This is a genomic window from Pseudomonas sp. F01002, from assembly GCF_004402115.1.
GTDB lineage: Bacteria > Pseudomonadota > Gammaproteobacteria > Pseudomonadales > Pseudomonadaceae > Aquipseudomonas > Aquipseudomonas frigoris.
The window spans coordinates 59,357-68,225 of sequence record NZ_SOPU01000005.1 but is presented as its reverse complement, the minus strand read 5'-3'; the positions used below and the strand labels follow the sequence as shown (position 1 = coordinate 68,225).

Below are 8,869 nucleotides of genomic sequence, written 5' to 3'. Positions count from 1 at the left end.
TTGATCAAGGCCAGGGCGTCGGCTTCGCTCAGGCCGTCTTCGAGGCCGAGGACGCTGGTGCCCTTGATGCTGTCGGGGATGACGCTGGCGCTCAGGGCTTCCAGCGAGTCGAAGCCGAGGCGGTTGAGCATGGCTTGTTCGTCGCCGGCACGTGGGCCGATGTGGCGGGCGATGAATTCGTTACGGGTATCGAGGAGGGTGGTCATACGCAAATCCTCAAGCGTCGGCGCTGGTCAGGCGCTCGTAAGCGGCCTGGTCGAGCAGGGCGTCCATCGCACGCGTGTCGCTGGGGCGCATGCGGAAGAACCAGCCCTCACCCAGTGCGTCTTCGTTGATCAATTCGGGGGAGTTTTCGAGTGTTGAATTCACCTCGACCACTTCGCCGTCCAGGGGCATGTACACGCTGCTGGCAGCTTTCACCGACTCCAGCACCGCCACCTCATCGCCAGCGCCGAAGGTGCGCAGTTCAGGCACCTGAACGAAGACCACGTCACCCAGCGCCTGCTGGGCATAAGCGGTAATGCCAACGGTGATCAGGCCATCGCTTTCGAGACGCAGCCATTCGTGATCGACGGTAAAACGCAATTCGCTCATATCAACTCCTCATTGTTCTGACTCATCCGCTGCAGGTGGCGGATGACGATGGACAGGCTCGTGCCGGGCAACGAGCGTGGCTTGAGGGTTGATAGCAAGGGCGGTGCCAATCTAGTTTATTAGTTTGAAATCAATGAGTTGAGATATTTCTAGCGGGATTGGCGTACAGCTTCCGTATTGAAATCAATACAGGCATGCACGGAGGAGGGATCGAAGTCTGGGCCAGACGCTTCGAGAGGGTCTGTCTTGATTTCGATACGATGTATCGAATTGCATACAAAAAGGGGGGGTGTTCTTGACCCCTGTGCGAGCTTGCTCGCGATGAGGCCGTGTCAGTCGATATTAATAGGGAATGTCAGTCCGCTTTCGCGAGCAAGCTCGCTCCCACAGGGGTTGGATGGTGTTGGTGAAGATGCATTGCGGCAAAGGCATCAGGGTTTGTTGGGAATGCCATATTTACGCAGGCGGATAGCGATCGCGCTGTGGGAAGTTTGCAGGCGTGCCGCCAGTAAACGGCTGGAGGGATAGCTGCTGTAGAGCTGTTCCAGCAGGTTCTTTTCAAACCCTTCGACGGCATCCTCCAGGCTGCCGACCTCACCGTCGTTTTGCCGCTCCACCGCCGTTCTGGCAATGTCGAGGTCGTCGATGTCCACCAGCGGATTCTCGCAAATTGCAGCCGCACGAAAAATCACGTTCTGCAGTTGCCGCACATTGCCCGGCCAGCGGTTACCGAGCAGCGCCGGATAGGTCCCGGGCGCCAGTCGACACACCGGACGCTGGATCTGCGCGCAGGCCTGCTGCATGAAATGATTGGCCATCAACAGGATGTCGTGGCCGCGCTCGCGCAACGGCGGCACTTGCAGATTGAGCACATTCAGGCGGTAAAACAGGTCCTCGCGAAAACTGCCTTCGCCGACCATTTTTTCCAGATCACGGTGGGTCGCGCTGAGGACGCGCACGTTGACCCTGACCTCACGATCGCCACCCACCCGACGGAAGCAGCCATCGCTTAAAAAGCGCAGCAACTTGGCTTGCAAGTAGGGCGACATTTCACCGACTTCGTCGAGGAACACCGTGCCCTGGTCGGCCAGTTCCAGCAGGCCGAGTTTGCCGCCGCGCTGGGCACCGGTGAAAGCGCCCGCGGCATAGCCGAACAGCTCGCTTTCGGCGAGGCTCTCCGGCAGCGCCGCGCAGTTCAGGGCCAGGAAGGGCGAGTCATGCCGGGCGCTGATCGCGTGGCAGGCACGCGCCACCAGCTCTTTACCGGTGCCGGTTTCGCCCTGAATCAGCAGCGGTGCATCGAGCGTTGCAACGCGCTGGGCGCGGGCCTTGAGGGTCCGAATCGCCGGTGACTCGCCGAGCAGCGCATCGAAACCTTCGGCATGATCATGATGCAGCGCCGAGAGACGTTCACCGATGCGGTTCGGTTGATACAGGGTCAGCAGGGCGCCAGCATCGGTGATGGGCATGGCGTCCAGCAGCAGCGTCTGACCACCGAGACTGACCTCGTGCATGGGCAGACGAAAACCGTGTTCGATCAATGTGTGATGCAGCGAAGGATCATCGAATAGTGCCGTCAACGGCTCACCGGCGGGTTCACGGCCACAGAGTGCGATCAGCGCCGGGTTCGCCAGCAGCACATGACCTCGCTCATCCACCGCCAACACCGGGTCGGTGCTGGCCGCCAGCAAGGCATCGAGTTGCAAGCGTCGGCGCTGCCCCGGGAGGATGTCGACCATCGTCACCGCTTGCACGCCCCGCACCCCAAGAAAAGCCTCGCGCAGCTCTTCCAGTACATCGGCCCCGAGGGTGGGCGCATCGATGTAAACGTTGGGCGGCACCATCTCGACGGCATCCAGATTGAAACGGCGCCCACCGAGCAGGGCCAGCACTTCCTGGGTGATGCCGACGCGGTCGATGAAGGTGACGTGGATGCGCATAGGTGGCCTGCAAGGGTTGCGAACAGAATGAGTATGACCGGCACGCGCCGTGTCTGTCAGGTGTTGCCGGTGGTGCGCGAACAGGCGGCCAGATCCTCAAGGAACGCCTGAAGGATCGGCGGCGGGGCAGTGCCGCGTCGGGTGATCACGTCAAATGGCGACATCAGTTGCAAGCTGGTGGGCGCCAGTTGGTGCATCTCGCCGGTCTTGACCCACTGACCTGCGAAGTGCATCGGCAGAAAGCCCAGATAGGCGCCGGAGATCAGCAGAATCGCCAGCGCTTCGATGTTGTCCACCGTAGCCGCAGCCTTACTGACGCCCAAGTGTTCCAGATCGTATTGCTGCATGTAGCCCCTGACCACAATCCGGCTCGCGGCAATCTCTTCGAGCAGTTCGTCGCCCTCCGCCTTGCTGCCATACAGCGGATGCCGCCGCCCGCAATACAAGCCCAGTGCTTCCTGATACAGCGGCGAGTGCAACAGCCCCGGAACGTAGATCGGGAAGTGCCCGATGGCCAGGTGCAGTCGGCCGTCGAGCACGCGTTCTTCCAGTTCTGCGGGGGTGCCGACGTACACGTTCAGGTGCACATCATGCCCTCTGGAGACGAAGCGCTGGGTGGTTCGCGGCAGTGGAGAATCGGGATCGGTAATGGTGGTGTCGATGATCCCCAGATTGAGTTTGCCGCTGATGTGCTGCTTGAGTACGTCAGCGTCCATGCAGAAGTTTTCCACCGCCGAGAGCAGACGCTGAGTGGCTTCGTGGATCGCCACGCCTTGCTCGGTCAGGCGAAAGCCGCTGCGCCCGCGTTGACAGAGTTTGACCCCCAGCCGGGTTTCCAGATGAGTCATCTGTTCGCTGATGGTTGACTGGCCGGCATTCAACGCCGCCTGCGCGGCAGAGAAACCGCCGCACCTGACAATCGCGGCAAACACCCTGAGCAGTTTCAGATCGACATCGTGCAGCTGGATCACCTTGGACCTCCCACGCGTGGATGCATCGGTAATGCCGATATGAGTATCTGATGTTTAGCATTTTTTCCACGAAAACCTGCGCTCATAGTCATTCCAACGGCGGTCGCCTTCCAAGTCCGCTAGCTGATAACAAGAATTGGAGATGCCTGAAATGTCGAACAACGGTTATGAGTCCGGTCGCCTGAACCTGCCATTCGTGGGTCACTGCACCTTTGGTAAATCCCCGGTGTGCACCGATTGGGATGCATTGGATGCGGACGTGGCGGTCCTCGGCGTGCCCAACGACATGGGTACCCAGTGGCGTTCCGGCGCACGCTTCGGACCACGCGGCATTCGTGAGGCATCGACCCTGTTTTCCTTCGGCCATGCCGGCGCCTATGACCACGAAGATGACGTCATGTACCTGACCGCCTCTGACGTGCGCATGGTCGACGTCGGTGATGCCGACATCGTGCACACCGACATGGTCACCAGTAACGAGAACACCGAATACGCCGTGCGCAAGATTCTGGATGCCGGCGTCATGCCGGTTGTACTCGGTGGCGATCATTCGGTTCACGCCCCGGTGATCAAGGCGTTCGAGGGCCGCGGCCCGATCCACATCATCCACTTCGATGCGCACCTGGACTTCGTCGACGAGCGCCACGGTGTTCGCTACGGCCATGGCAACCCGCTGCGCCGCGCGTCCGAAATGAACCACATTGTCGGCATGACCCAGATGGGTATCCGCAACGTGTCTTCGTCCAATCGTGACGACTATGAAGCCGCCCACGCGGCCGGCTCGAAGATCCTTTCGGTCCGTGATGTGCGCCGCCTCGGCGTCGAAGGTGTGCTGGCGTTGATCCCGCAGAACATCAACTACTACATCACCATCGACATCGACGGTTTCGACCCGTCCATCGCCCCTGGCACCGGCACCCCAAGTCACGGCGGCTTCCTCTATTACGAAGTGCTGGAAATCATCCAGGCCCTGGCCAAACGCAGCCAAGGCAACATCGTTGGCATGGATCTGGTGGAGGTCGCACCGGTCTATGATCCTTCCGGCATGACCTCGATTCTGGCGGCGCAACTGCTGCTCAACAGCATCGGTTTCATCTTTCATGAGCGGGCTCAAGCACGGCACGCCATGAGCGAAACCACCACGGCCACGGCGTGATCCGACCGCCGCACAGAGGGAATGAAAATGGACACGATCGTTAAGCAGTATCTCCAGAAATTTGGTGTATCCGAAGCCACCCAGACCTTCCTCAGCAAGGTTCAGAAAATGTTCATCGGTGGCGCCTTTGTCGAGGCCAGTGACGGGCAGACATCCGATGTTATCGAGCCGTCGACCGAGGGCCTGATCACGCGTATTCCGATGGGCACCACACAGGATCTGGATCGCGCCGTGCAAGCTGCTCGAGCACAGTTTGACGGTGGCGCCTGGCGTCAGGCCAAACCGGCAGAACGCGAGCGGATGATGCAACGCCTGGCGGACCTGATTGAAAGCAACGCCGCCGAACTGGCGGAAATCGAATCGATCGACATGGGCAAGTCAGTCGCCTTTGCGCGGGATGTCGATATCCAGGGCACGGTCGATACGCTGCGTTATTTCGCCGGTTGGGCGACGAAGCTGCATGGCCGAACCGTTGAACCGTCGTTGCCCGGCAACTACCTGGCTTATACCCGCAAGGAAGCGGTAGGTGTGGTCGGCGCCATCGTGCCCTGGAACTTCCCGCTGCAAACCATGGCCTGGAAGCTCGGCGCGGCGCTGGCAACCGGTTGCACCGTGGTGGTCAAACCCGCCGAACTGACCTCGCTGTCCGCCTTGCGCTTTGCCGAGCTGGTGCAGGAAGCCGGCATCCCGGACGGGGTGATCAATATCGTGACCGGACGCGGCAGCGTGGTCGGTGCGGCGATGGCCACGCACCCCGGTATCGACAAGCTCACCTTCACCGGCTCGACCCCGGTCGGCCGTACCGTTGGCCGCGCGGCACTGGACGAAATGAAGCGACTAACCCTCGAACTCGGAGGAAAATCACCGGTAATCGTATTGGCCGATGCCGACGTGCCGGCCGCCGCCCAGGCCATTGCCAACGGCGTGTTTTTCAACTCCGGTCAGGTGTGTGATGCCGGTACTCGCGCCTACATTCATCGCAGCGTCTACGACGAATTCCTGCGCGAACTGATCGCTTACACCCGCACGCTGAAAATCGCACCGGGTCTGGATCCAGACTGCTTCATCAGCCCGTTGGTCTCGGCGTTGCAGAAGGAGCGAGTGACCGACTACATCGAAACCGGCAAGCAAGAAGGCGCCGAACTGGTCTACGGCGGCCAGCCTGTCGAGGGCCCCGGTTTCTTCGTCGAGCCGACCATTTTTGCCCATTGCCGCAACGACATGCGCATCGTCCAGGAAGAGATCTTTGGTCCGGTGTTGGTTACTGCACCGTTCGACGATGAAGAAGAGGCTTTGGCCCTGGCCAATGACTCGCCTTACGGCCTGGCGGCCGCACTGTATTCCAATGACCTTGGAAAGGTGCACAGCCTGATCCCCCGGTTGAAAGCGGGTTCGGTCTACGTCAACGCCCACGGCACCCTCGACCCGTCGATGCCGTTCGGTGGTTACAAGCAATCCGGATTCGGCAAGGACCTGGGCGCGGAGCAGCTCGATTACCTGCTCGAAACCAAGGCGGTCTGGATCACGCTGCCCTGAGTCATGGCTGACTCAATCCCTGTGGGAGCGGGCTTGCTCCGGGCGGCGTTCCGACGAATAGGCCGGCACATCCAACATTGATGTGGACTGATACTCCGCTTTCGCGAGCAAGCCCGCTCCCACAGGGGCGTCGTTCACCCAAAAGAATGCAGTTACCTCTTCATGATCTTCCAACAATAAGAGACCATCATGAACACTAACGCCAAGTCAGCCCTGAGCGTGTCGGTCCTGGACGACAAACCCGTCGTCGAAAGCCATTCAATCGATTTCATCCCGGAGAACGAGCGCACCGATAAACTGTCGAGCCAGGGCCCGTTCTGGTTCCTCGGCAATTTCACTTTCTTCACCATGACCATCGGCTTCGTCGGCCCGAGCGTCGGCCTGACCGCGCTCTGGACCACACTCGCCGGCACGCTGGGCATCATGTTCGGCACGCTGTTCATGGCGTTTCACGGCTCGCAAGGCCCGCACCTTGGCTTGCCGCAGATGATCCAGTCCCGTGCGCAGTTCGGCTATCGCGGTGTGATCCTGGTGCTGCTGGCGACGCTGTTTGTGTTCGCCGGTTTCAACATCGTCAACCTGGTGTTGATGATGCAGGGTCTGCACACGCTATTCGGCTTCAACCCCGCGGTGATCGCGGTGGCGGTGACGATACCGGCGGCCGTATTGGCGATCCTCGGGCATGACTGGATGCACCGCAGTTTCAAATGGGCGTTGTACCTGTCGCTTCCGCTTTATGGCCTGGTGACGTTGGCGGTGCTGATGGGCTGGGTTCCCGATGCCGCGGTGCCGGTACTCGCGGCCGGTGAAGTGGCCCCGGCGCCATTGGGCTTCAACTGGACCGGTTTCATCGCCCAGTTCGCGGCAGCGGCGAGTTACAACATCGCTTACGCCCCGTATGTGTCCGACTATTCGCGTTACCTGCCGAAGAACACCTCCAGCGGCAAACTGATTGCGGTGGTGTTCCTGGGTGCCTCGTTGTCCGGCGCATGGATGATCTCTGTCGGTGGCTGGTTGGCCGATCACCTTCATTCCACTGATGTGTTGGTGGCCCTTGGGCAAGTGGGCAACACGGTGTCGCCGCTGATGGGGACCGTGGTAGTGGTCGTCACGATCCTGGCGTTCCTGCCGGTCATCGCCATGAACATCTACAGCGCGAAGTTGACCACGTTGACCTGTGTCGACTCGATCAAGCACATCGAACCGACCCGTAAGGCACGCATTCTGGCGATTGGTTTTGTGATCCTGCTGCAACTGGGCGTCGCGCTGAGCATCCAGAGTTCGGGCAAAGGCTTGTCGGTGTTGGGCATCTACCTGGTGGTGATGCTGTACTTCCTGGTGCCCTGGACCTCGGTCAACCTGACCGACTACTTCTTCGTCCGCAAGGGCCGCTACGCCATCCCGCATTTCTTCATGCCCCACGGCAACATCTACGGCAGCTGGGGCCTGCGCGGCATCGCGGCGTATGCCATCGGCTTCATTTCGATGATCCCGTTCTTCTACATCTACGACGGCGTTGAGCAGCGTGAAGTCTATGTCGGCCCGCTCGCAAAAGCGCTCGGCAGCATCGACATCGCCTGGCTTGTCGGGCTGATCGTGTCGGGGCTGGTGTACTACTGGTTCAGCCGCTCGATCGACCTCAAGCGCGAAGAAATCGTCATCCAGCACATCGAAAAAACATCCCCGCAATACACCACCGGCGACACGTTGACCAAGCCGTCGTTGCCCGTTTTCGACGAATCGGCGGTCCGGAGATAATCATGGCTACGCAAAAATACGACTACATCATCATTGGCGCGGGCTCGGCAGGTTGTGTGTTGGCCAACCGCTTGAGCGAAGACCCGGCGACCTCGGTCCTGGTGCTGGAGTTCGGCGGCAGTGATCGCAGTGTGGTGATCCAGATGCCGAGCGCGTTTTCAATCCCGATGAACACCAAGAAGTACAACTGGCGCTACGAGACCGAGCCGGAACCGTTCCTCAACGGGCGGCGCATTCACTGCCCAAGGGGCAAGGTGCTGGGTGGCTCTTCGTCGATCAATGGCCTGGTGTACATCCGTGGCCACGCCTATGACTTTGACGAGTGGGAGTCGCTCGGCGCAGAGGGTTGGGGCTATCGCAATTGCCTGCCTTACTTCAAACGGGCCGAGCATTACGAGGAGGGCGGTGATGGCTATCGCGGCAGCACCGGCCCCTTGCACACCACCAACGGCAATCACATGAAAAACCCGTTGTACGGGGCCTGGGTCGAGGCCGGAGCAGAAGCGGGCTACATCAAGACCGATGACTGCAACGGTTACATGCAGGAAGGTTTCGGCGCGATGCACATGACGGTGAAAAACGGCGTGCGTTGCTCCACGGCCAACGCTTACCTGCGCCCGGCCATGGGGCGTGCGAACCTGACCGTGATCACCCATGCCATGACTCGTCAGATCATCCTTGAAGGCAAGCGAGCCGTCGGCGTCATGTATGACCACGAAGGCCAGACCCATCAGGTGTATTGCAACCGTGAGGTGCTGATTTCCTCGGGCCCCATCGGTTCGCCGCACCTGTTGCAACGCTCCGGTATCGGCCCGGCCAAGGTTCTGCGCAAAGCTGGGATCGGCGTGCGCCATGACCTGCCGGGAGTAGGGGAGAACCTGCAGGATCACGCCGAGGTGTACATCCAGTTCGGC

Annotated in this window: 8 protein-coding genes; 4 read left to right on the top strand and 4 right to left on the bottom strand. The window is 60.4% G+C overall.

The genetic code is table 11. The features are described 5' to 3' along the window. From E3W21_RS31100 to E3W21_RS04105, 4 genes are all read right to left on the bottom strand, one after another. Nucleotides 1-206, bottom strand: a 206-nt coding sequence (locus E3W21_RS31100; protein ID WP_166793809.1) for a hypothetical protein, incomplete at its 3' end; no start/stop codon positions are given. A 10-nt stretch (nucleotides 207-216) separates the two neighbouring features. Next, nucleotides 217-594: a glycine cleavage system protein GcvH gene (gene gcvH / locus E3W21_RS04115; protein WP_129436694.1), complete on the bottom strand. Its 378-nt coding sequence runs from the start codon at nucleotides 592-594 to the stop codon at nucleotides 217-219. Between the two features lie 431 nt (nucleotides 595-1,025). After that, entirely contained in the window at nucleotides 1,026-2,534 is a 1,509-nt protein-coding gene (locus E3W21_RS04110) for a sigma-54-dependent transcriptional regulator (RefSeq protein ID WP_129436692.1), read from the bottom strand. A 56-nt stretch (nucleotides 2,535-2,590) separates the two neighbouring features. Further along, entirely contained in the window at nucleotides 2,591-3,505 is a 915-nt protein-coding gene (locus E3W21_RS04105) for a LysR family transcriptional regulator (RefSeq protein WP_134418544.1), read from the bottom strand. A gap of 151 nt (nucleotides 3,506-3,656) precedes the next feature. Here E3W21_RS04105 and speB point away from each other — a divergent pair, with 151 nt between their 5' ends. The 4 genes from speB to E3W21_RS31625 form a co-directional block, all read left to right on the top strand. After that, the gene (speB, locus tag E3W21_RS04100) at nucleotides 3,657-4,661 is read left to right on the top strand and encodes an agmatinase (RefSeq protein WP_129445032.1); all 1,005 of its coding nucleotides are present in this window, start codon (nucleotides 3,657-3,659) and stop codon (nucleotides 4,659-4,661) included. Nucleotides 4,662-4,688: 27 nt separating this feature from the next. Continuing rightward, entirely contained in the window at nucleotides 4,689-6,197 is a 1,509-nt protein-coding gene (locus E3W21_RS04095; protein WP_095132842.1) for an aldehyde dehydrogenase, read from the top strand. Between the two features lie 189 nt (nucleotides 6,198-6,386). Further along, complete coding sequence (locus E3W21_RS04090) at nucleotides 6,387-7,955, top strand: cytosine permease (protein ID WP_134418543.1); 1,569 nt, start codon at nucleotides 6,387-6,389, stop codon at nucleotides 7,953-7,955. A 2-nt stretch (nucleotides 7,956-7,957) separates the two neighbouring features. After that, nucleotides 7,958-8,869, top strand: a 912-nt coding sequence (locus E3W21_RS31625; RefSeq protein ID WP_256661502.1) for a GMC family oxidoreductase N-terminal domain-containing protein, incomplete at its 3' end; no start/stop codon positions are given.

What these genes read in the sequence shown, in the direction of transcription:
- gcvH (WP_129436694.1), bottom strand. Translation starts at nt 594, where the DNA reads ATGAGCGAATTGCGTTTTACCGTCGATCACGAATGGCTGCGTCTCGAA.
- E3W21_RS04110 (WP_129436692.1), bottom strand. Translation starts at nt 2,534, where the DNA reads ATGCGCATCCACGTCACCTTCATCGACCGCGTCGGCATCACCCAGGAA.
- speB (WP_129445032.1), top strand. Translation starts at nt 3,657, where the DNA reads ATGTCGAACAACGGTTATGAGTCCGGTCGCCTGAACCTGCCATTCGTG.
- E3W21_RS04095 (WP_095132842.1), top strand. Translation starts at nt 4,689, where the DNA reads ATGGACACGATCGTTAAGCAGTATCTCCAGAAATTTGGTGTATCCGAA.
- E3W21_RS04090 (WP_134418543.1), top strand. Translation starts at nt 6,387, where the DNA reads ATGAACACTAACGCCAAGTCAGCCCTGAGCGTGTCGGTCCTGGACGAC.